This is a genomic window from Variovorax sp. 22077 (assembly GCF_052044195.1).
Taxonomy (GTDB): domain Bacteria; phylum Pseudomonadota; class Gammaproteobacteria; order Burkholderiales; family Burkholderiaceae_C; genus Variovorax; species Variovorax atrisoli.
In genome coordinates this window covers 225,263-245,099 of the sequence record NZ_JBQEQC010000005.1, presented here as the reverse complement: position 1 = coordinate 245,099, position 19,837 = coordinate 225,263, and the positions used below count along the sequence as shown (strand labels likewise).

At 67.8% G+C, this 19,837-nt stretch carries 17 protein-coding genes; 5 read left to right on the top strand and 12 right to left on the bottom strand.

The window, feature by feature from the left end:
- Window positions 1-8: 8 nt before the first annotated feature.
- On the bottom strand, window positions 9-1,916 hold the full coding sequence (locus ACTJLF_RS09445) for a GspE/PulE family protein (protein ID WP_440882949.1): 1,908 nt from the start codon (window positions 1,914-1,916) through the stop codon (window positions 9-11).
- A gap of 198 nt (window positions 1,917-2,114) precedes the next feature.
- Between ACTJLF_RS09445 and ACTJLF_RS09440 the strand changes: the two genes are divergently transcribed.
- Window positions 2,115-2,456, top strand: coding sequence for a hypothetical protein (locus ACTJLF_RS09440; RefSeq protein WP_026346433.1), 342 nt, complete (start codon window positions 2,115-2,117; stop codon window positions 2,454-2,456).
- Window positions 2,457-2,463: 7 nt separating this feature from the next.
- Here the strand turns inward: ACTJLF_RS09440 and ACTJLF_RS09435 are convergent, their stop codons facing one another.
- From ACTJLF_RS09435 to ACTJLF_RS09390, 10 genes are all read right to left on the bottom strand, one after another.
- The gene (locus tag ACTJLF_RS09435) at window positions 2,464-2,925 is read right to left on the bottom strand and encodes an N-acetyltransferase family protein (RefSeq protein WP_440882948.1); all 462 of its coding nucleotides are present in this window, start codon (window positions 2,923-2,925) and stop codon (window positions 2,464-2,466) included.
- A gap of 53 nt (window positions 2,926-2,978) precedes the next feature.
- Window positions 2,979-3,938 carry a CobW family GTP-binding protein gene (locus ACTJLF_RS09430; protein WP_440882947.1) on the bottom strand — a complete coding sequence of 320 codons (960 nt, stop codon included), beginning with the start codon at window positions 3,936-3,938 and terminating at the stop codon, window positions 2,979-2,981.
- Window positions 3,938-5,635 carry an amidohydrolase gene (locus ACTJLF_RS09425; RefSeq protein WP_126185256.1) on the bottom strand — a complete coding sequence of 566 codons (1,698 nt, stop codon included), beginning with the start codon at window positions 5,633-5,635 and terminating at the stop codon, window positions 3,938-3,940. The genes ACTJLF_RS09430 and ACTJLF_RS09425 overlap by 1 nt, the downstream gene beginning before the upstream one ends.
- Window positions 5,632-6,669: an ABC transporter ATP-binding protein gene (locus tag ACTJLF_RS09420; protein ID WP_354424685.1), complete on the bottom strand. Its 1,038-nt coding sequence runs from the start codon at window positions 6,667-6,669 to the stop codon at window positions 5,632-5,634. The genes ACTJLF_RS09425 and ACTJLF_RS09420 overlap by 4 nt, the downstream gene beginning before the upstream one ends.
- On the bottom strand, window positions 6,666-7,724 hold the full coding sequence (locus ACTJLF_RS09415) for an ABC transporter ATP-binding protein (protein WP_354413157.1): 1,059 nt from the start codon (window positions 7,722-7,724) through the stop codon (window positions 6,666-6,668). The genes ACTJLF_RS09420 and ACTJLF_RS09415 overlap by 4 nt, the downstream gene beginning before the upstream one ends.
- 31 nt (window positions 7,725-7,755) lie before the next feature.
- The gene (locus tag ACTJLF_RS09410) at window positions 7,756-8,649 is read right to left on the bottom strand and encodes an ABC transporter permease (RefSeq protein WP_409327469.1); all 894 of its coding nucleotides are present in this window, start codon (window positions 8,647-8,649) and stop codon (window positions 7,756-7,758) included.
- Window positions 8,650-8,663: 14 nt separating this feature from the next.
- On the bottom strand, window positions 8,664-9,641 hold the full coding sequence (locus ACTJLF_RS09405) for an ABC transporter permease (RefSeq protein ID WP_126185252.1): 978 nt from the start codon (window positions 9,639-9,641) through the stop codon (window positions 8,664-8,666).
- Between the two features lie 16 nt (window positions 9,642-9,657).
- The gene (locus ACTJLF_RS09400) at window positions 9,658-11,274 is read right to left on the bottom strand and encodes an ABC transporter substrate-binding protein (RefSeq protein ID WP_440882946.1); all 1,617 of its coding nucleotides are present in this window, start codon (window positions 11,272-11,274) and stop codon (window positions 9,658-9,660) included.
- Window positions 11,275-11,486: 212 nt separating this feature from the next.
- Window positions 11,487-12,899: an NAD(P)/FAD-dependent oxidoreductase gene (locus ACTJLF_RS09395; RefSeq protein ID WP_126185355.1), complete on the bottom strand. Its 1,413-nt coding sequence runs from the start codon at window positions 12,897-12,899 to the stop codon at window positions 11,487-11,489.
- A gap of 121 nt (window positions 12,900-13,020) precedes the next feature.
- Entirely contained in the window at window positions 13,021-13,425 is a 405-nt protein-coding gene (locus tag ACTJLF_RS09390; RefSeq protein WP_126185250.1) for a nuclear transport factor 2 family protein, read from the bottom strand.
- 174 nt (window positions 13,426-13,599) lie between these two features.
- Here ACTJLF_RS09390 and pdxR point away from each other — a divergent pair, with 174 nt between their 5' ends.
- The 4 genes from pdxR (at window position 13,600) to ACTJLF_RS09370 (ending at window position 18,695) form a co-directional block, all read left to right on the top strand.
- Complete coding sequence (gene pdxR, locus ACTJLF_RS09385) at window positions 13,600-15,138, top strand: MocR-like pyridoxine biosynthesis transcription factor PdxR (RefSeq protein WP_019655178.1); 1,539 nt, start codon at window positions 13,600-13,602, stop codon at window positions 15,136-15,138.
- 849 nt (window positions 15,139-15,987) lie between these two features.
- Window positions 15,988-17,001 carry a taurine ABC transporter substrate-binding protein gene (tauA, locus tag ACTJLF_RS09380; protein WP_126185249.1) on the top strand — a complete coding sequence of 338 codons (1,014 nt, stop codon included), beginning with the start codon at window positions 15,988-15,990 and terminating at the stop codon, window positions 16,999-17,001.
- A gap of 16 nt (window positions 17,002-17,017) precedes the next feature.
- Window positions 17,018-17,806, top strand: a complete 789-nt coding sequence (locus ACTJLF_RS09375) for a taurine ABC transporter ATP-binding protein (RefSeq protein WP_440882945.1) — start codon at window positions 17,018-17,020, stop codon at window positions 17,804-17,806.
- Window positions 17,799-18,695, top strand: coding sequence for an ABC transporter permease subunit (locus ACTJLF_RS09370; RefSeq protein ID WP_126185247.1), 897 nt, complete (start codon window positions 17,799-17,801; stop codon window positions 18,693-18,695). The genes ACTJLF_RS09375 and ACTJLF_RS09370 overlap by 8 nt, the downstream gene beginning before the upstream one ends.
- Here ACTJLF_RS09370 and ACTJLF_RS09365 read toward each other — a convergent pair.
- On the bottom strand, window positions 18,613-19,635 hold the full coding sequence (locus ACTJLF_RS09365; RefSeq protein WP_019655182.1) for a LysR family transcriptional regulator: 1,023 nt from the start codon (window positions 19,633-19,635) through the stop codon (window positions 18,613-18,615). The genes ACTJLF_RS09370 and ACTJLF_RS09365 overlap by 83 nt on opposite strands.
- Between the last annotated feature and the right edge of the window lie 202 nt (window positions 19,636-19,837).

Genomic DNA, 19,837 nt, shown 5'->3' with positions numbered 1-19,837 from the left:
GAGGCCGCTCACACGTTGCTGGTCGCGCGCACTTCCTCGATGCTGGTCTGCCCGGCCAGCACCTTCTCGATGCCGTCCTGGCGCAGCGTGCGCATGCCTTCGCCCAGCGCGGCCTGCTGAAGCTCCTCGGCGCGTGCGCCGGTCTGCACCAGGCGGCGCAGGGTCCTCGACATGGTCATCAGCTCGTGGATGCCCACGCGGCCCTTGAAGCCGGTGTCGCCGCAGTGCTTGCAGCCCTTGCTGGTGTAGGTGTGCAGACGGCCGTCGCGGCCGTGGCGCTGCACCCAGCCCGCCAGCACCGTCTGGCGCTGCGCCGCGTCGCGCTGCTGCTCGGGTCCGAAGGCGTGCATGTAGTCATCGAGCAGTTCGCCGATGGCCTCGGGGCTCGCGGGCGTGCCGGTGGTGCACTGCGTGCACAGCCGCCGCACCAGCCGCTGCGCAAGCACGGCCAGCAGCGAGTCGGCGAAGTTGAACGGGTCCATTCCCATGTCCAGCAGGCGGGTGACGGTCTCGGGGGCGCTGTTGGTGTGCAGGGTCGAGAGCACCAGGTGGCCGGTCAGCGAGGCCTCGATGGCGGTCCTGGCGGTTTCCTCGTCGCGGATCTCGCCCACCATGATCACGTCGGGGTCGGCGCGCACGAAGGCGCGCAGCGCCTTCGCGAAGGTCCAGTCGATGCGCGGATTGATCTGCACCTGCCGAAGCCCCGACTGGGTGATCTCCACCGGGTCTTCCGCCGTCCAGATCTTGCGCTCGGGCGTGTTGATGTGCATGAGCGCCGAGTGCAGCGTGGTGGTCTTGCCCGAGCCCGTCGGGCCCACGCACAGCACCATGCCGTAGGGGCGCTCGACCGCCTTCGTCAGCTGTGCGAGGTTGTCGGGCGACAGGCCCAGCCGGTCCATCGGAATGGGCTTGGCCGATGCCAGGATGCGCATCACCACGTCCTCGAGGCCGTTGTTGGTGGGAATGGTCGCCACGCGCAGCTCGATGCGGTGCTGCGGCGAGTACTTGGCGAAGTTGATCTTGCCGTCCTGCGGGTTGCGCTTCTCGCTGATGTCGAGGTCGCACATGATCTTGACGCGCGCGACGATCGCGTTGCGGTAGCTCGGCGGCAGCTCCAGGTAGGTGTGCAGCAGGCCGTCGCGCCGGAAGCGGATTCGCGTCTTCTCCTGGCCGGGGTAGCTCTCGATGTGGATGTCGGAGACGCCCTCGCGGTGCGCCTCGATGATCATGCTGTTGATCATGCGCACCAGCGAGTTGTCGGACTGCTCGATGGGCGCCTCGCTCGCCGTCTGCGGGGCGGCGACTTCCTTCTCCAGCGTCTGCAGCAGCTCGCTCGTGCCGGCCACGTCGAAGTCCAGCGGCTGGCTCGGATCGAAATGGGCCGCGAAGGGGTTGGACGACCCGCCCGTGTGCTCGCCGATCTTCTCGTACACCGCGTTCAGCACGCCGTCGAGGTCCAGGCACTGGCCGACCACCGGCGTGACCTTCATCTGGGCGATGAACTCGACCTCGTCGAGCGCCGAATGCCGGCTGGTCGGATCGTCGATGGCGACGATCAGCCGCCCCTCGTGCAGCATCAGCGGCATGACCTGCAGCCTCCGCGCCACCGCATGCGGCAGCTTGCGCAACGCCTCGGCTGCCGGCGGAAACAGATGCAGGTTGACCAGCGGGTAGCCCATCTTGCGCACCAGCGCCGCCTGCAGCTGGCCCCGGCTCACCACGCCCATGCGCACGAGCGTTTCGCCCAGCGGCACCATCGGATCGAGTTTCTGGCGCTCGAGCCCGGCGCGCAGTTGCGCCTGCGTGATCATGTCCAGCGAGATCAGCGCCTCGCCGATGCGCGCGATGGGCGTGCGGCTCTGGGCGTCGAGCGCGCTAAGCAATTGCTCCGGCATGACGACTTCGTTGATGGACATTGGGGAGGTTCTCCTGCTCGATTTCGTGCATGGATCGTAGAGCGTGATCGTGTCCATTGCCACAGGTTCGAGCTTGAGTACGCAAGTACTCAGGTTAACAACGAGTTAACTCGCGACATCGACCGGCGGCACGGTCCGCATGCCGGATTTCCTGTCGTCCTACGCGCGCCGGCCGGCACCTCGCCAAACATCGAAGGAATGCATCGATACGTACTTGCCACCAGCGCAGTGCTGGGCATGCTCGGCTTCGCGGCGAGGGCAGAGCCCATCAAGCTGCCTGTAGACAACGACGAGAAGGGCACCGTCTACGTCGCCCCGAACGTCAATCCCACCGAGACGTCGGCCACCGTCAACGGCGCCACCGTCGGCGTGCAGCGCCCCGACGGCAGCGGCACCTACATCGGCACCGACACCTCCACGCCCCGGCCCACCTACTCGCTCGGCGCCAGCACCGGCGGCAACGTGTCGTTCTCGGGCGGGGTGCAGACGGACGGCAAGACCAACAACGGCGTGAAGGCCGGAGTGACGATCAAGTACTGAGCCCGGCTCAGACCAGCGTGCCGTACACGATGAAGCCGTCGTGCGTGGCGACCTTGTCGTAGAGCTTGCGGCCCGCCGTGTTGGTCACTTGCGTCTGCCAGTACACGCGGTGCACGCCCCCGAGCTTCGCGCGTTCGTACACGCCTTCGATCAACTGCCGGCCGACGCCCTTGCCGCGTTCCGAGGGCAGCGTGAACAGGTCCTGCAGGTAGCAGGTCGGCTCCAGGCGGGTGGTGCTGCGGTGAAAGAGGTAGTGGGTGAGGCCGACCAGCTGCCCGTCGCGCTCTGCCACCAGCGCATGCACGGGTTCGTAGGCATCGAAGAAGCGCTGCCAGGTGGCCTGCGTGATCTCTTCGGCCAGGGCGGTCGGGCCCTCGCGGCCGTAGAAGGCGTTGTAGCCGTCCCAGAGCGGTTTCCATGCCGGGTAGTCGGCGGCCACGGGCGGGCGTATCAACAGGGAAGAGGTCATGGCGTCGTATCGCGTTGAAACCCGCGATTGCATCACGACAGGTTCGACGCCGCTCAGGCCGCGAAGAATTCCTTCAGCATCTTTTCAGGCAAATGCCCTTGCAGGCCGATGGCGACGACGCCCGCGCGGGCCGGCCCCGGAGGCGGCGAAACCTTGCGCACCGAGCCGTGCCGGCCTGCGTACTGCACCTCGGACCACTCGTCGCCTTGCGCGCCTCGTCCCGTGCGCAGCAGGCCCTTGAGCCGCAGCACGCCCGGCGGCATCTCGCGCAACCAGGCGCGCAGCGTGGCAGCCGGGATCGTCGCTTCGGGCTGCACGCTCCAGGTCTGGAAGATCGCGCCGTGGTCGGGCGTGCCGTGCCCATGGTCGTGGTCGTGGTCGCAACCCGGACCGCATGCATGCGGCGCCAGGGCGGGCTGCGAAAGCCCCGAAACCAGCGCCAGCGGCACCGCCGCCTCGACGGTCTCGATGCACGGCGTGCCGGGCGCGTTGCCTTCCACCCAAGCCCTCGCTTCGGCCAGCGCCTCGGCCGAAGCGATGTCGGCCTTGTTCAGCACCACGAGGTCTGCCGACTTCAGCTGCCGCGCGAGCGTGTCGGCCAGCAGCGGATCCGCCGACTGCCGTGCAGCCACGCTCGCGTCCACCAGCACGATGACGCCTTCGAGGCTCAGCTCCGGCGCCGCCATGCCGATCTGCGCGATGCGCCACGGGTCCGACACGCCGCTGGCCTCGATCACCACCGCGTCGAAGGGCGTCTTCGCCTCGATCACGTCCACCAGCGCACGGCCCAGGTCGTCGCCGATCTGGCAGCACACGCAGCCGTTGGTCAGCGCGGTGGTGTCGCCGTGGGTGGCGGCAATGAGATCGGCATCGATGTTGAGCGCGCCGAAGTCGTTCACCAGCACCGCCATGCGCAGCCCCTTCGCCTCGCGCAGCCAGCGGTTGAGCAGCGTGGTCTTGCCTGCCCCCAAAAAGCCGCCGATGACGGTGAACGGCAAGCGACTTGCCGGCATCACGCGCCCCGGCTCACTTGAACCCTCTGCGCCTCGAACACGCGGCCCGACAGCACCGTGCCCCACACGCGCGCGTCCTTCAGCGCCATCGGGTCCATCTCCAGCGGGTCGTCTTCCAGCACGCAGAAGTCGGCGCGCTTGCCGCACTCGATGCTGCCGATCTCGCCGTCGAGCTTCAGCGTCCATGCGGCACCAAGCGTGATGGCGCGCAGCGCCTGCGGCACGGTGATGCGCTCTGCCTCGCCCAGCACCCGGCCCTGGGGCGTGATGCGGTTGACGGCGCACCATGCGGTGAAGAGCGGGCCGAGCGGCGTCACCGGCGCGTCGGAGTGAATGGCCAGCGGCACGCCGGCCGCGAGCGCGCTGCCGCAGGCGTCGAGGCGGTTGGCGCGGTCGGGGCCCATGGTCATTTCGTAGTGCTGGTCGCCCCAGTACCAGATGTGGTTGGCGAACAGGTTGGCGCACAGCCCCAGCGATGCCATGCGGCGGAACAGCGGCGCGTCGATCATCTGGCCGTGCTGCAGCGTGTGGCGGTGGTCGGGACGCGGCGCGCGCGCGAGCACCCGCTCGATGGCGTCGATGGCCACCTCGCTGGCCTCGTCGCCGTTGGTGTGCGTGTGGATCGTGAGGCCCGCGCGGTGGTAGGTCTCGAAGTCGGCCTCGTACTGCGCGGGTGCGGTCACCCAGATGCCGTTGGGCGCGCCGTTGAAGTGGCCCGGCCAGCGCAGCCGCGCCGAGAAGCCCTGGATCGAGCCGTCGAGCATCATCTTCACCAGCCCGTAGCGCAGCCGGTCGGTGTTGCGCGGCATCAGCGACTTCACGTGCTCCGCACCCTGCGCGGCACCGTGCGTGCCGTGGAAGGCCTGGAACGCGGGCAGGATGCGCACGCCGAAACCGTCGTCGCCCGTGGCCTTTTCCAGCACGCTGCAGTCCTCGGGCGTGAGCTTGTTGACCAGGTCGGTCGCGGTGGTCACGCCCTGCAGGCAGGCCAGCCGCGCGAAGGAGCGCACGCCGGCCTCGGTCATCGGCGCGAGCAGGCCGGCATTGCCGATCTTGCGCAGCACCAGGAACATCGCGGCCGGCTCCTGCAGCTCGCCGGTGGGCTCGCCCGCGCTGTCGCCATCGGCGAACTTGACCACGCCTTCGACCTCGTTGTCGCGCGTGATCTCGGCGATGCGCAGCATCGCGCTGTTGACGTTCATCAGGTGGCCGTTGGCATGGCCGATGACGATGGGCCGCGTGCTGCTCGCCCGGTCCACGTGGCGCACCGTCATGCGCTCGCCGCCGAAGTAGATCGGATCGAATCCCCAGGCGACGAGCGGCTCGGTGTCGGGAATGCCCTCGGCCGTCATCCTCGCGGCCACGTCGGAGAGGCGCGAGACCACCTCGTCCATCGAGCGCAGGCCGCTCCACACCTTGCCCTCGGGGTCGCGGCGGTCGAACCAGCCGAGATACGTCCAGTCCCACATGCTGCCTTCCTTCAGGTGGCAGTGGCCTTCGACGAGGCCGGGCATCAGCACCTTGCCGGCGAAGCGCTCGTCGAGCGTGAAGGGCCCCCAGCCCTGCATGTCCGCGAGCGCGCCGACGGCCAGCACGCGGCCGTCGCGCACCGCCACGTGGGTGGCATGCGGCTGCATCGGGTTCATGGTGATGATCTTGCGGGCGGCGAAGATGGTGGTGTTGTTCGTCTGGCTCATGGCGACTCGGGAATCGAAAGAGGAGGGCGCGGCAGCCCGTCGACGACGTCGACGCGCCTGCAGCGTACCCAATGATCGGGCGCGACCTCGCGCAGCGGCGGCAGTTCCGCCGCGCAGGCCGCTTCCGCCACCGGGCAGCGGCCGGCGAAGCGGCAGCCTTTGGGCGGGTCGATGGGGCTGGGCGGGTCTCCGCTCAGCTTGATGCGGTTCGCGGCGCGACGCCTTCCGCCGCTCACGGTCGGCACCGCCGACATCAGCGCCACGCTGTACGGGTGCAGCGGCCGCGCGAAGAAGCTGCGGCGCGGCGCGCGCTCGACGATCTGGCCCAGGTACATCACTGCGATGTCGTCGCAGATGTGCTCCACCACCGCCATGTCATGCGAGATGAAGAGGTAGGTCAGGCCCAGCTCGCGCTGCAGCCGTGCCAGCAGGTTCAGGATCTGCGCGCGGATGGCGATGTCGAGCGCCGACACCGGCTCGTCGCACACCACCAGCTCCGGGTTGGTGGCCAGCGCCCGGGCGATGTTGATGCGCTGGCGCTGCCCACCCGAGAACTGGTGTGGAAACAGGTGCTGCTGCTCCGGCCGCAGGCCCACCGCCTCGAAGAGCTCGGCCACGCGGCGCGTGCGCTCCTCGGGCGTGCCCACCCGCATCAGGTCGAGCGGCGCACGCACCGCGGCGCCCGCGCGCTCGCGCGGGTTCAACGAGGAGAACGGGTCCTGGAAGATGATCTGCATGCGCGTGCGCGCCTGCCGCAGCGCCTCGCCCTGCAGCGCACCCAGATCGGTGTCGCCCAGCTGCATGCGCCCAGAGGTGACCGGCGCGAGCCGCATCACCGCCAGCGCGGTCGTGGTCTTGCCCGAACCCGATTCGCCGACCACCGCCAGCGTGCTGCCGCGGCGCACCGCGAAGGACACGCCGTCCACCGCCTTCACCACCTCGGGCGTTCGGCCCCAGCCGGACTTGCCGCGCGGGAAGTGCACCTTCAGGTCGTCGACCGAAAGCAGCGTGTCGGTCTTGCCGATGAGCGTCATGCGGCCTCCCTTCGGGGTTGTGCCGCAGCCGCCGGCTCGGCATGCAGCCAGCAGGCTGCGCCATGCGGCACGCCGGAGGCCACCTCGCCATGCACTGCGAACATCGGCGGCACCTCGGCCGCGCAGCGCGGCATCGCGCGCGGACAGCGCTCGCGGAAGGCGCAGCCGGTGCCCAGCTCCCAGATCGAAGGCACCACCCCGGCGATCTCGGCGAGGTCGTGGCGCCCGTCGCTTTCCTGCGCCGCGCTGCTGCCGAGTTCGGGCAGGCAGTCGATCAGCCCGCGCGTGTAGGGGTGGCCGGGTTCCGACAGCACCTGCTCGGTGGTGCCCTGCTCGATGACGCGGCCCGCGTACATCACCATCACGCGATCGGCCATCTCGGCCACTGCGCCCATGTCGTGAGTGATGAGCATGATGGCCGTGCCCTTCTCGCGCTGCAGCTCGCGCAGCAGGTCGAAGATCTGCGCCTGCACCGTCACGTCGAGCGCGGTGGTGGGCTCGTCGGCGATCAGTATGTCGGGCCTGCAGGCCAGCGCCATCGCGATCATCACCCGCTGTCGCATGCCGCCGGAGAGCTGGTGCGGGTACTCGTCCACGCGCCGCTCGGGCGCCGGAATACCCACCTGCCGCAGCATCTCGATGGCGCGCTGCCGCGCCGCGTGCGCGTTCATGCCGGCGTGCAGCTGCAGCGATTCGCCGATCTGGTCGCCCACGGTGAACACCGGGTTCAGCGACGTCATCGGCTCCTGGAAGATCATCGAGATGCGGTTGCCGCGCACCTCGCGCATGCGGGCGTCGGTGGCCTGCACCAGGTCTTCGCCCTGGAACAGCACCCGTCCGCCGCGGATGCGTCCCGGCGGCGAGGGAATGAGCCGCAGCAGCGCCAGCGCCGTCATGCTCTTGCCACAGCCCGATTCGCCCACCACGCACAGCGTCTCGCCGGCGCGGATCTCGAAGTCGACCCCGTTGAGCACCAGCGCCTTGCCGCGCCGCGTGCTGAACTCGACGTGCAGGTCCTGCACGCGCAGCAGCGTGTCATCGGAAGGCGGAGTCATACAGAGATACCTTTCGCACGCACGGTGGACTTCATCTTTCCCTCAGCTTCGGGTTGAGGGCATCGTTCAGGCCGTCGCCGATCAGGCTCACGGCCAGCACGGTGATGAAGATTGCCGCCCCCGGAAAGGCCACGGCCCACCAGCACGACAGCACGTACTGCCGGCTGGAGCCGATCATCAGGCCCCAGCTCATCTGGTTCGGATCGCCCAGGCCGAGGAAGGAGAGCCCCGCTTCGAAAAGGATCGACGCGCCGATGGCCAGCGTGGCCGACACCACCAGCGGCGGCAGCGCGTTCGGCAGGATCACCTTCCAGATGATGCGTGCGTCGCGCGCGCCGATGGCCCGCTCTGCCCGCACGAACTCCAGCCCCCGGTACTTCATGAACTCGGCGCGCGTGAGCCGCGCGGTGCCGGTCCAGCTCACGATGCCGATGGCCAGCGTCACCGTCACCAGCGTTGGCGAGAACAGCGTCACCACCACCATCGCGAACAGCAGTGCCGGCAGCACCTGGAAGAACTCGGTGAGCTTCATCAGCGCGGCATCGACCTTGCCGCCGTAGTAGCCGGCGAAGGCGCCCAGCGTGATGCCGATCAGCACCGACAGCAGCGCGGCCACCGCGCCCACCAGCAAGGTTGCGCGGCCGCCGTAGATCAGCGCGGTGAGCACGTCGCGGCCGAGGTAGTCGCTGCCGAGCCAGGCGTCTTCGCTGAAGGGTGGCGTGAGCGGCGCGGCCTTGATCTCGAACGGGTCGGCGGGGTAGAGCCACGGCCCGAGGATGGCCACCAGCAGCACGGCGACGAGCATCGCCATGCCGATGATGGCTGCCGGATTGCGCAGGAACATGCGCATCGCCTCCATGCCCGGGTGCTCGACGCGCACCGCGGGCCTGGGGGATGCGGCAGCGGAAGCAGCAGCGGTCGACATTGGAATCACCTTGCTCATGAGGCCTTGATCCGCGGATCGATGAAGCGATAGCACAGGTCGGTGAGCTGGTTCATCACCACCACCACGATGGAGGAGAACAGCAGCACGCCGAGGATGGTCGGGTAGTCGCGCCGCAGCACCGACTCGAAGGCGAGCCGGCCGAGCCCGGGCCAGTTGAACACCGTCTCCACCAGGATCGCGCCCGCCAGCACGTTGCCGAACTGCAGGCCCAGCACCGTCACCACCGGCAGCAGCGCATTGCGCAGCGCATGCTTGTAGAGCACGACGCGGTCGGCCAGCCCCTTGGCGCGCGCGGTGCGGATGAAGTCGGAGCCCAGCACGTCGAGCATCGACGAGCGCGCGAGGCGGCTGTACTGCGCGAGATACACCAGGCTCAACGTGAGCGTGGGCAGCACCAGGTGGTGCGCCACGTCGAGCATGTCGGCGAAGCCGCCGCTGCCCGTCGAGTCGATGGAGCGCATGCCCGCCACCGGCAGCACCGGAAACACCGAGGCCAGCAGTATCACCAGCATGATCCCCAGCCAGAACACCGGCGCCGCGAAGCCCACCAGCGACAGCACGGTGATGAACTGCGACAGCAGCCCGTTGGGCCTGCGCGATGAAAGCACCCCCAGCGCGGTGCCCACGAAGAAGGCCAGCAGCACCGCGCTCAGCACCAGCAGCAGCGTGGCCGGCACGCGCTCGGCGATCATGCTGGTCACCGGCAGGTTGAAGAAGTACGAGTAGCCCAGGTCGCCCTGCGCCACCTTGCCGAGGTACACGCCCAGCTGCACCGGCAGCGAGCGGTCGAGGCCGTACTGCGTGCGCAACTGCGCCATCAGCTCGGGCGACATGCCGCCGCTGGCGCCCGCGATGGTTTCCACCGGATCGCCCGGCGCCGCGTGCACCAGCACGAAATTGAGCACCACCACGGCCAGCACCAGGCCGAGGGCCTGGAGCAGCCGCGAGGCGGCGTAGCGAAGCGTGCCCATGATGTCGCCCGCCCGCCTACTTCAGGTACACCTCGTCGAGCGGCGACAGCGGCCCCCAGATGGTGACCGGCACGTTCGCCACCTTCTTGCTGGTGATGGTGTGGTACGGCACCTGGTTGATGAACTCGATGGGCAGCTCGTCGGTCACGATCTTCTGGAAGGTCGCGTAGTAGGCCTTGCGCTGCGTCGGGTCGATCAGGCCCCCGGCGGTGTTGAGCAGCTCGTCCACCTTCGGATTGGCGTAGGATTGGGTATTGGTCCAGACGATGGGCTTGATGTTGGTCGACAGGTAGGTGCGGTGCACGCCGATGATCGGATCGCCCCAGTTGAAGACCGTGTCCATCGACATGTCGAAGTCGTGCGAGGCCAGCCGCTTGGCCCAGGCCGGGAAGTCGGCCGAGGCGCGCACCTCCACCGTGATGCCCACCTTCTTGAGCTGCCCGCGGATGTACTCGGCCACGTTCTTCTGCTGGTCGTCCGCGCCAGGCAGGTAGTCGATGGTGAGCTTGAAGCGCTCGCCGCCCGCGCCGGCCTTGTAGCCGGCGGCGTCGAGCATCTCGCCGGCCTTCTTCAGGTCGAGCGGATAGCGCACCAGGTCGGGCACCGCGAAGGGGCTGCTGGCCACCAGCGGGCCGTCGGAGACGGTCGCGAAGCCGCCCATCAGCGCCTTGGCGATGAAGTTCTTGTCGATGGCCGTGGCGATGGCCTTGCGCACCTGCACGTCCGACAGCGGCTTCTTCGCGGTGTTGAAGGCCAGCCAGTTGAGCGCACCGATGCCGTCGTAGCCCTTGGGCGTGAGCGACACCCGCGGGTCGTTCGCGAAGCGCTTCAGGTCCGTGGGCAGCGTGGCGAAGGGCAGCATCTGGATGTCGCCGCGCTCCAGGCCCAGCACCAGGCTGGCCATGTCGGGCGTGACGTTCACGATCACCTTGTCGAGGTACGGCTTGCCGGGCAGGAAGAACTTGTCGAAGCGCTCCATCACGATGCGCTGCGCGGGCTTGAACTCGGTCACGAGGAAGGGGCCCGAGCCGACAACGTCCGTGGTGTTGCGCGGGTGGTTCTTCAGGTCCTGCCCGTCGCCGTAGATGTGCTTGGGAAGAATGGGGCACAGCGCCGGCGACATCGCCAGCACGATGGCCGGGTGCGGCATGCTCATGCGGATGACGGCGGTGTACGGGTCGGGCGTGTCCACCTTCTCGACCGGGCCCATCATGGTCGTGAACGGGTGGTTGGCCTTGATGGCCATGATGGAGAAGGCCACGTCGGCCGAGGTGATCGGCTTGCCGTCGTGGAACACCGCGTCCTTGCGCAGCTTGAGCGTGAGCGACTTGCCGTCTTCCGCCAGCTTCCACGACTCGGCCAGGTAGGGCTGCGGGTTCCACTTGTCGTCGAAGCGCAGCGGGCTCGCGAAGATCTGCGTGGAGGGCATGGCGGTGGCAATTCCCGACTGCACCGCGCCGTTGAGATGCCGCGGCGTCTGCGTGCTGCCGATCACCAGCGTGCCGCCGCGCTTCGGTTCCTCGGCCGCGGAAGCGGGCAGCCGGAGCAGGGTGCTCGCTGCCAGCAGCGTGGCGGAAAGCAGGGTGGCGCGGCGCGTGAGCAGGGGAGGAAGAGGAGGGAGCGGGAGCTGCATGACAGGACCTCGGGGAGTTCGACACAGGCAATCGGATTCGGACCTCGCCAGGGCGAGGACCTTGTGTCGAAGATAGGCGCTGGGTGCATGCGGGCGAAGAGCCAACCCGCTGCGACTCGCAGGGCCAGAAGGGGTGGGTTTGCCCCGTTGTGCGGCAGTGCCGTGCGCCACTTCGGGGAATGCGCGCTGGCGGTGCGCCCGGCAATCCCTTTCTATTTCTCGTCCCGCAGCCAATACCACTTGTAGAGCATGCGCTGCCCCACGCGACGGAAGGGCGCGAACGCACGCGACTCCACCATGCCCATCACGTTGGGAAAGGGCAGCTGTGAGTGGTAGATGGGCAGCTCGAACACCTCGCGGCCCGCGTCCTTGCCCGCCACGCGCTCGGCCAGCCGCTTGCCGGCCCAGGTCGAGAACGACACGCCGTTGCCGCCGTAGCCCACCGCGTACCAGATGCTCTTGCTTGCGTCGGGCTGCGTGATGCGCGGCATCATGTCGTGGCTCATGTCGACCCAGCCCCACCACGAGTAGTCGATGCGGATGCCCGCCAGCGGCGGGAACTTGCGTGCGATCGCGTCGGTGAGCAGCTTCAGGTGCACCGCACCCTCGGCATCGGCGCCGGTCACCGCGCTGCGGCTGCCCAGCTGCAGCCGGTTGCCTTCGAGCAGGCGGTAGTAGAAGCGCAGGGTGCGCGTGTCGGTCAGGAAGGTCTTCGATCGGAAGTTGGTTGCCTGCAGCTCGGCATCGGTGAGCGGGCGCGTGACCACCGAGTTCGACAGGATCGGCATGATCCGGTCCTTCAGCATCGGGTTGAGCGCCTGCCCCGTGTAGCCCCCGGTGCACACCGCCACGCGGCGCGCGCGCACCACGCCGCCGGGCGTGCGCAGGTGGTGCACGCCGTCGATGGTCTCCCAGCCCTGCACGGGGCTCGCCGTGTGCACCTTCACGCCAAGCGCGCGCGCACGCCGCATCAGTCCGAAGGTGAACTTCAGCGGATGGATGCCGATGCCCTCGGCCTCGTACAGCGCGCCCACGGTCTCGCGCTCGTCGCAGTAGTCGCGGCGCACCTCCTCCGCGCTCATCATGCGGGTGGCGTAGCCGAACTTCTCGCGCATCAGCCGCGCCTCGGCGTCGAGGATGGGCAGCTTCTCCTTGCGGTGCGCAAGATAGAGATGCCCGCCGTCGCAGGCGTCGCAGTCGATCTGCGTGGTGAGGTGGCGGAAATTCTCGAAGCCGCTGCGGATCTCGGCGTCGAGCTTCTTCGCTGTGTCGAGGCCCCAGCGCTCGATCCACTGCGAGCGCTTGAGCCGGCCGCTCGCGTTCTGCCCCTGGCCGCCGCTGCGGCTGGAGCAGCCCCACGCCGCCTGGTTGGCCTCCAGCACCGTGGCCTGTATGCCGTGTTCCTGCGCGAGGTAGAGCGCAGTCGACATGCCGGTGGCGCCCGAGCCGATGACGGCCACGTCCACGTCGATGTCGCTCGTGACCGGGCCGTCGTCCTCCGGCGGCGTGCCGGCGCTGGCCACCCACCAGGTGGGTGCGTAGGCGCGGCCCGAGCCGGGGTCGGGAGCGAGCAGCGGGTCGTATTGCGGATCGTAGGGGCGGGAGGGCGCCTTGGGCTGTTGCATTTGCTGCTGCTGGCGGAGCGCTGCGCCGTCGATGCTGGCCGTGCCGGCGTTGTCCCGCTGTGCGGTGCCTGTCATGGTCATGAGGGGCTCCAATCGAAGGAAGGGAAAGGAGGCCGGCGTGTCACTTCGCGGCGGGCAGGTTCGGCCGTGCCTTGCGGAACACGTTCTTCAGGTGGATCTTTCCGTCCCTGAAGGTGAAGACGTCGATGCCGTCGGTCTCGATGCGGCTGCCGTCGGCGGCGGTGCCGGTGAAGGTCCACTGCGAGGTGCCGAAGTCGCCATGCACGAAGTGCACGCCGTTGGTCCATTGCGCATCGGGCACCGTGGCCCATGCGGCGGCGAAGGCCTTCCTCACCGCTTCGGTGCCGACGTGGCGCGTGCCGCAGGCCTCGGGGCCGGCGGCGGTCTGGAAGATGCAGTCGGGCGTCATGAAGCTCATCAGCGCGTCGATGTCGTGGCGGTTCCAGGCATCGCTGAAGGCGGCGAGGGTGTCGGTGGTCACGGTGGCGGTATTCGAGGAAGGCATGGCGTTGGAAATGGCGTTGGCTGCACGAAGGCTCAGGAATTCGATGGAGCAAGCGTAGGCAGCGGCCTGCCCGCGCGATAGGGCCAGATGGTGGGATTCGACCGAGCCAGAGCGCCTCGGATGCGCCGCGAATGCGCCACGGACCGGCATGGCTGCCCTAAACTGCGGCGCACCATGCCCCCGAATCCGCGAGCCATCCAGTGGGCGCAGCTGTTCGCGCTGCCCGATCAACCGGCGCTGCCTCTGCAAGCCCGTCTGCGCGCCAGCGTGGTGCAGGCCATCCTCGAGGAACACCTCGCGCCCGGCGCGCCGCTGCCCTCGTCGCGCGAACTCGCCGCCCTGCTGGGGCTCAGCCGCAACACCGTCACTTCGGCCTATCTGCAGCTCATCGACGAAGGCTTCCTGGAGGCGCGCCCGCGCAGCGGCGTGTTCGTCGCGCATGGCGCCCGCCCTCTGACCGCGGTGCCCGCCGAACCGCTGGTGGGCCGCAGCGGCCAGGCCAGCCAGCCGCCGGACTGGTCGGGCCGCGTGCTGCGCTCGCTGGTCGACAAGCCCACGCTGTCGAAGCCCGACCAGTGGCGCGACTATCCGTACCCTTTCGTATACGGCAACTACGACCCGCAGTTGTTTCCCACCGAAGACTTCCGCGAGTGCTGTGCGCGCAGCCTGGCGCGCTCGCAGCTGCCGCACTGGACGCCGGATTTCGAGACCGACGACGTTCCCGACCTCATCGAGCAGATCCGTACGCGACTGCTGCCCAAGCGAGGCGTGTTCGCCCTCAAGGAAGAGATCCTCGTGACCATGGGCGCGCAGCACGCCTACTACCTGCTGGCCGAGGCCCTGTTCGACGAACAGACCCGCGTGGGCCTGGAGGAGCCGGGGCATCCACACGCGCGCAACAGCTTTTCATTGCGGCAGCCGAAGTGGGTGGAGGTGGATGTCGATGAAGACGGGCTCGTTGTCGATGCCCTGCCTGCTGCCGACTACCTCTTCGTCACGCCCTCTCACCAGAGCCCCACCACCGCCACGCTCAGCCTGGAGCGCCGGCAGTGGCTGCTGCGCAAGGCCGAGCTGCAGGATTTCGTCATCATCGAGGACGACTACGAGGCGGAGAACCTCTATGAAGGCACCCCGATGCCGGCGCTCAAGAGCCTGGACAAGACGGGGCGGGTGATCTACGTGGGCTCTGTTTCCAAGAGCCTTTCGCCGGCGCTGCGGCTGGGGTTCATCGTGGCGCCGCGTGCCCTGATCAAGGAACTGAGGGTGATCCGGCATGCGATGGTGCGGCATCCGAGTGCCTTTCTTCAGCATGCCTATGCGCTGTTTCTTTCGCTGGGGCATCACGAGTCGCATGCCCGTCGCGTCAATCACGCGATGCAGGAGCGGCTGGCCATTGCGGCGCAGGCGTTGCGGGAGCACCTGCCCGACTTCGAGTTTCGGCTGCCTTCCGGCGGGGCCTCGATATGGGTGCAGGCGCCTACGTGGGTGGACGCTACCGAGCTGGCTCTGATGGCTCGCAGCCATGGGGTCTTGATTGAAGCGGGCGATGTGTTCTTTGCTCGGCCTCCCTATCCTTGTCCGTTCTTTCGGTTGAGGTTGTCTTCTATTGCGGCTACGCAGATTCCTGCGGGGATTCGGGCGTTGGCTTTGGCTGTGGGGGAGTTGGCTTTGGCTCGTGGTGAAGTTCGATCTCTTGGCGGGTTTACTCACTGAGATTGGGTTGCTTCCCGAGGCCGGGACTCGCCCCGGCAGGCGACCTACTTTTCTTTGCTTCGCCAAAGAAAAGTAGGCAAAAGAATGGCGACCCCGCTGTCTACGACCCCTTCGCTGCGCTACGGGGCAACCTGCGGTGCTCGCGTTTCGCGGGGTCTCGCCCAAACTCGCTTCGCTCAGACAAGGGCGAGCCCTGATCCGCGAAACGCTGCGCTCCTCGGCGCAGCCAGAGGGGAGGGGAGACGTACGGGCCTTTGCTGCGCTCGGCCGCGCCTGCTGGGCTTGGAATGAGGCGGTGGCGACGTTGGGGCCGTGAGGTCGTTGGACCTGCGTGTCGTGTCAGGGGTGCGGTGGGCGAAGTGCATGCGGATGAGTTCTTGACCCATATCCGCGGCCGAGCGAAGCGAAGGCCAGTCCAGGCGATTCAGTAGCCGAGCGAAGCGATGGCGCGGATCGCTCCCTTCTGGCTGCGCCGAGGAGCGCAGGCGTAGGAGGGATAAGGGCCGCAGCTGTTTGAGCGAAGCGAGTTCTGCGGACCCCCTCCGACGTCGAGCACCGCAGGTTGCCCGTAGCGAAGCGGAGGGACGCAGACAGTAGGGTCGCCTTTCTTTTGCCTACGTTTCTTTGGCGAAGCAAAGAAAAGTAGGTCGGCCGCCGGGCCGAGACCCGGCCTCGGGAAGCAAACCCTCAAACTCAGCCAGATTCCAAAGTGCACCTCCCCCGTGCAGAACGCACCACAACAAGGGTATTCACTCACCGACTGGCTCCATGCCGACACAGTCGCTGGTACTTCCTGGCTGCTCCCGATGGGTGCAAAGTCCGGCGAGATTCACCCACCGGAGCACCCAGATGACCATGTCCCGCCGTCTCCCCCTCCAGTTCGCCGTGCTGGCAACCACGCTCGCAGCCCTGTGCGGCACGGCTTCCGCCCAGCAGGCCAAGGAAGTCACTTTCGCCCACCAGGACATGCTTGTCCCCCTGCGCCTCGTCATGGAATCCGGCGAGGTCGAAAAAGCCACCGGCTACAAGATCAACTGGCGCATGTTCGCAGGCGGCGGCGACGTGATCCGCGCGATGGCTTCAGGCGACGTGCAGATGGGTGAAACCGGCTCCAGCCCGCTGACGGCCGCGGCCAGCCAGGGGCAGGACATCAAGCTGTTCTGGATCTCGGCCGACATCGCGAACGCCGAGGCGCTCGTCGCCCGCAACGCCTCGGGCATCAACAGCATGAAGGACCTGGCCGGCAAGAAGGTGGCGACGCCCTTCGTGTCGACCGCGCACTACCAGCTCATGGCCGGCATGAAGATGGACGGGGTCGACGCCCGGAGCGTGAACGTGATGAACATGCGTCCGCCGGAGATCGCCGCTGCGTGGGAGCGTGGCGACATCGACGCCACTTTCATCTGGGACCCGGTGCTCTCCAAGATCAAGTCCACGGGCAAGACCATCGCCACCTCGGGCAGCATCGGCGCGCGCGGCGCGCCCACGTTCGAAGGCATCGTGGTCAATGCCAAGTGGGCGGCTGCCAACGAGGCCTTCATGGTCGCCTTCGTGAAGGCGCTCAACCGCGCGAACGAGGAATACAAGGCCACCGGCAAGAGCTGGACGCCAGATTCGCCGCAGACCAAGGCGATGGCCAAGTGGACGAAAGCCGACCCGAAGGACGTGGGCCCTGCGATGGCGCTGTATTCGTTCCCGACCATGGCCGAGCAGGTCTCGCCCACATGGCTCGGCGGCGGCGCGGCCAAGGCGATGGCGAACACGGCCGCCTTCCTGAAGGAGCAGGGGCGGGTGCAGGAGGTGAAGCCCGACTACAGCGCCTACGTGACGACGGCGTACGTCGAAAAGGCCATGGGCAAGTGAACCGGGGCGGCACCACATGCCCACGCTCGACATTCGCGACCTGACGGTCAACTACGCGGTCAAGGGCGGCACGCTCCAAGCGCTGGCGCCGGTGAACCTCACCATGCACGACGGCGACTTCGTCGTCGCGCTCGGCGCCTCGGGCTGCGGCAAGACCACGCTGCTCAACAGCATCGCGGGCTTCCTGCCGCCATCGACCGGAGAGATCCTGCTCGACGGCAAGCCGGTGACAGGCCCCGGCGCCGACCGCGGTGTGGTGTTCCAGAAGCACGCGCTGATGCCCTGGCTCAACGTGCGCGACAACGTGGCGCTGGGCTTGCGGCTCGGCGGCACGGGCAAGGCCGAGCGCGACCGCATCGCGGAAGAAAAGCTCGGCCTCGTCGGCCTGCAGAAGTACGCCGACCGCGCGGTGTACGAGCTCTCGGGCGGCATGCAGCAGCGCGTGGGCATCGCGCGTGCGCTGGCGAGCGACCCGGCCGTGCTGCTGATGGACGAGCCCATGGGCGCGCTCGATGCGTTCACGCGCGAGCAGGTGCAGGAGATTCTTCTGCAAGCCTGGTCCAAGTCGAACAAGATGGTGTTCTTCATCACCCACTCGGTGGAGGAGGCGCTTTTCCTGGCCACCCGGCTGATCGTGATGAGCCCGAGCCCGGGACGCATCTCGCACGTCTACGACGACGTGCCCTTCTCGCGCCAGTACCTCTCGCACGGCGATTCGCGCAAGGTGAAGTCGGAGCCTGATTTCATCCGCATGCGTGAAGAGGTGCTCTCGATCATTCATCATCGCGAGGTCGCTCATGTCTGAGGTGTCGATCGCATCCCCCGTCGCCATGACGCCAACACCCTCCAAGCCCACCGCATCGCCGGCGCCTGCAACACCGCCGGCAGCGGGCACCAAGCTCAAGACCAGCTCCTTCAAGGTGCCGGGCGAGGGCTCCAGCCTGACGATCAGCATCGTCACGGTGATCGCGCTGGTGGCGCTGTGGTTCCTCGTCACGAACATGGGCTGGGTGAAGCCGCTGTTCCTGCCGACGCCGCAGGCGGTGTTCCAGCAGTTCTACGAATACCTCACCGGCCAGGCCAACGACAAGCCGCTGTGGCAGCACTTCCTGGCGAGCATGTTCCGCGTGTTCTCGGCCTTCCTGCTGGCCTGCGTCACGGCCATTCCGGTGGGCATCGCGATGGGCATGAGCCGCTTCTGGCGCGGCATCTTCGATCCGCCGCTGGAGTTCTACCGGCCGCTTCCCCCACTGGCCTACCTGCCGCTCATCATCATCTGGTTCGGCATCGACGAGCTGCCGAAGGTGCTGCTGATCTTCCTGAGCTGCTTCGCGCCGCTGGCGCTGGCTGCGCGCTCGGGCATGCGCAGTGCGTCGCAGGAGCAGATCAACGCGGCGTATTCGATGGGGGCGAGCTACATGCAGGTGATCCGCCACGTGATCCTGCCCTCGGCGCTGCCCGACATCCTGGTGGGCATGCGCATCGCCATCGGCTTCGGCTGGACCACGCTGGTGGCCGCCGAGATGGTGGCGGCCAACATGGGGCTGGGTCAGATGGTGCTGAACGCGTCGAACTTCCTGCGCACCGACATCGTGATCATGGGCATCATCGTCATCGGGGTGGTGGCTTATCTTTTCGACCTGCTGATGCGGTGGCTCGAACGCCGGCTTGTGCCTTGGAAAGGGCGCATGTGACGGGTGGCGGCGGCGCCACCGTCACGGGCACCGGCGGCGGCAGGGCAGGGCCTTCGGTGAGCGCATCCATCGACTGTTCGAGATAGTCGAGCATCGCGCGCATCGCGGCGCTGTTGTGGCGGCGCTGCGAGTAGGCCGCGTACAGCCAGTGCTCGCGCGGCATGTGCTCGCGCAGCACCGGCACCAGCGCCCCGCGCTCCAGGTGCGACTGCGCCAGGGGCTCCGGCACATAGGCCACGCCCACGCCGCGAAGCGCCAGCTCGATCAGTGCGACGGCGTCGTTGGCCTCCATGCGGCTGTGCACCTGAACCTCGTGAGTCTCGCCATCGGTCTCGAAGGGCAGGTTGGTCGTCTGCTTGGCCGAGAAGCTCAGCACGTCGTGGCGGCTCAGGTCCTCGGGCACCTGCGGCATGCCGCGCTGCGCCCAGTAGGAAGGCGCCGCGCACACCACCATGTCGAACTGCACGAGGCGGCGCACGATCAGGTTCATGTCGTCGATGCGCCCGCCGGTCAGGTGGATGTCGATGCCTTCCTCGATCAGGTCGAGGTCGTCGTTGGTGAACACCAGGCTCACATACACGTCGGGGTAGCGCTTGATGAAGCCCGCGATCACGTCCGATAGCCAGCCGGCGATGAGCCCGTGCGGCGCGCTCATGCGCAGGCGCCCGCGCGGGTGGGCGCCGTGCGCCTGCAGGTCGTTGAGCGTGTTCTCGGCCATCGTCACCAGCTCGGTGCTGCGCTCCAGCAGCACCTGGCCCGCGTCCGTGAGGCTCAGGGCGCGGGTGGAACGATTGAGCAGCCGCACGCCGCTGCGGGTTTCGAGCTCGGCCACGTAGCGGCTCACGGTGGCCTTGGACATGCCCAGCGAGATCGCCGCGCGGGAGAAGCTGCGGCGGAAGGCGACTTCGCGAAATGTTTTGATGAGATCCAGACCGTCCATGGTGGCCGGATTGTTCCAGCTTCCGGGATGAGGCCGTCGGAAGTAGGGGCATCGACGGTTTGGGCCCGCTGCTATGAATACCTCCGTAGCTATACTGCGCCCCGTCACGTCAAAAAAAGGCGTGACCGGGCTTGGTCTCCCGAATCACCTCTGCGACGCCGCCGCAAGCGCCTCTTGGCCAGCGGCATTGTTTTTAATAACT

What these genes read in the sequence shown, in the direction of transcription:
- ACTJLF_RS09365 (WP_019655182.1), bottom strand. Translation starts at nt 19,635, where the DNA reads ATGGACGGTCTGGATCTCATCAAAACATTTCGCGAAGTCGCCTTCCGC.
- pdxR (WP_019655178.1), top strand. Translation starts at nt 13,600, where the DNA reads ATGCCCCCGAATCCGCGAGCCATCCAGTGGGCGCAGCTGTTCGCGCTG.
- ACTJLF_RS09420 (WP_354424685.1), bottom strand. Translation starts at nt 6,669, where the DNA reads ATGACGCTCATCGGCAAGACCGACACGCTGCTTTCGGTCGACGACCTG.
- ACTJLF_RS09410 (WP_409327469.1), bottom strand. Translation starts at nt 8,649, where the DNA reads ATGTCGACCGCTGCTGCTTCCGCTGCCGCATCCCCCAGGCCCGCGGTG.
- ACTJLF_RS09370 (WP_126185247.1), top strand. Translation starts at nt 17,799, where the DNA reads ATGTCTGAGGTGTCGATCGCATCCCCCGTCGCCATGACGCCAACACCC.
- ACTJLF_RS09435 (WP_440882948.1), bottom strand. Translation starts at nt 2,925, where the DNA reads ATGACCTCTTCCCTGTTGATACGCCCGCCCGTGGCCGCCGACTACCCG.
- ACTJLF_RS09395 (WP_126185355.1), bottom strand. Translation starts at nt 12,899, where the DNA reads ATGCAACAGCCCAAGGCGCCCTCCCGCCCCTACGATCCGCAATACGAC.
- ACTJLF_RS09440 (WP_026346433.1), top strand. Translation starts at nt 2,115, where the DNA reads ATGCATCGATACGTACTTGCCACCAGCGCAGTGCTGGGCATGCTCGGC.
- ACTJLF_RS09425 (WP_126185256.1), bottom strand. Translation starts at nt 5,635, where the DNA reads ATGAGCCAGACGAACAACACCACCATCTTCGCCGCCCGCAAGATCATC.
- ACTJLF_RS09400 (WP_440882946.1), bottom strand. Translation starts at nt 11,274, where the DNA reads ATGCAGCTCCCGCTCCCTCCTCTTCCTCCCCTGCTCACGCGCCGCGCC.
- tauA (WP_126185249.1), top strand. Translation starts at nt 15,988, where the DNA reads ATGACCATGTCCCGCCGTCTCCCCCTCCAGTTCGCCGTGCTGGCAACC.
- ACTJLF_RS09445 (WP_440882949.1), bottom strand. Translation starts at nt 1,916, where the DNA reads ATGTCCATCAACGAAGTCGTCATGCCGGAGCAATTGCTTAGCGCGCTC.
- ACTJLF_RS09390 (WP_126185250.1), bottom strand. Translation starts at nt 13,425, where the DNA reads ATGCCTTCCTCGAATACCGCCACCGTGACCACCGACACCCTCGCCGCC.
- ACTJLF_RS09415 (WP_354413157.1), bottom strand. Translation starts at nt 7,724, where the DNA reads ATGACTCCGCCTTCCGATGACACGCTGCTGCGCGTGCAGGACCTGCAC.
- ACTJLF_RS09375 (WP_440882945.1), top strand. Translation starts at nt 17,018, where the DNA reads ATGCCCACGCTCGACATTCGCGACCTGACGGTCAACTACGCGGTCAAG.
- ACTJLF_RS09430 (WP_440882947.1), bottom strand. Translation starts at nt 3,938, where the DNA reads ATGCCGGCAAGTCGCTTGCCGTTCACCGTCATCGGCGGCTTTTTGGGG.
- ACTJLF_RS09405 (WP_126185252.1), bottom strand. Translation starts at nt 9,641, where the DNA reads ATGGGCACGCTTCGCTACGCCGCCTCGCGGCTGCTCCAGGCCCTCGGC.